The sequence below is a fragment of the Neoroseomonas marina genome, from assembly GCF_012927745.1.
GTDB classification, from domain to species: domain Bacteria; phylum Pseudomonadota; class Alphaproteobacteria; order Acetobacterales; family Acetobacteraceae; genus Neoroseomonas; species Neoroseomonas marina.
In genome coordinates this window covers 1-1,115 of sequence record NZ_JABBKX010000023.1, presented here as the reverse complement: position 1 = coordinate 1,115, position 1,115 = coordinate 1, and the positions used below count along the sequence as shown (strand labels likewise).

The following is a 1,115-nucleotide window of genomic DNA, read 5'->3' as shown; positions in this document are numbered from 1 at the left end:
TGCCGATCGCCGCGAACGCGCAGAGCTGGGATCCGCGCGTGCAGGGCATCTACGTGGGTGCCGGCCTGGGCACGAACTACCTGCAGACCCAGAGCGACACGGTCGCGGGTCGCAGCACGGACGTGAGCTACGAGTGGGGCTGGGCGGGCGTGCTGAGCGTCGGTTACGGCTTCGGCAACGGCCTGCGCCTCGAACTCGAAGGCTCCTGGCGCCAGAACGACGTCGACACCATCTCGCAGTCCGGCCGCGGCAACCTGCCGGGCTCCTCGGGCACGGTGAACCAGTACGGCGTGATGTTCAACGCGCTGTATGACTTCGTGCTGGGCCCGGTGGTCCCCTACATCGGCGCCGGTATCGGCTACAACTGGGCCGACTATGACAACCTGTCGACCCGCCTGACGGGCCCGGGTGGCACGGCGAACTTCAACTTCGGCGGCACGCAGGGCGCCTTCGCCTACCAGGCGATCGTCGGCATGGCCTTCCCGATCGAGTCCGTCCCGGGTCTGGCCCTGACGGGTGAGTACCGCTTCATGGGCACCGCGTCGGTCGACGTCGACGGCCGCGCCAATGGCTGCGTCGGCTCCACGGCGGTGAACGGCTGCGAGCGTCTGGCGGCCTCCTTCGGGACCGAGCAGTACAACCACTCGATCCTGTTCGGCGTGCGCTACAACTTCGGCCGCACGGCTGCCCCGGTCCCCGTGGCCGCGGCGGCTCCGGCCCCGGCGCGCACCTTCATGGTGTTCTTCGACTGGAACCGCGCCGACCTGACCGCCCGTGCGCGTCAGATCATCGCGGAAGCGGCGCAGGCGCGCACTCGCCAGCAGGTGACGCGCATCGAAGTGACGGGTCACACCGACACCTCGGGCTCGGCGCAGTACAACCAGGGCCTGTCGGTGCGCCGCGCGAATGCGGTCGCTGCCGAGCTCGTGCGCCTGGGCGTGCCGCGCAACGAGATCACCGCGCGCGGCGTCGGCGAGAGCCAGCTGCTCGTCGCGACCCCGGACAACACCCGCGAGCCGCAGAACCGCCGCGTGGAGATCGTCCTCCGCTAAGCGGTCGCGACAGCGACTTCGCCTTCACGGGAAGGGGCGCCGAAAGGCGCCCCTTTCTGCGTT

At 70.0% G+C, this 1,115-nt stretch carries 1 protein-coding gene; it reads left to right on the top strand.

Annotated features, from left to right (window positions below):
* On the top strand, positions 1-1,052 hold a 1,052-nt coding region (locus tag GWK16_RS24900; RefSeq protein WP_170056674.1), incomplete at its 5' end, for an OmpA family protein.
* Between the last annotated feature and the right edge of the window lie 63 nt (positions 1,053-1,115).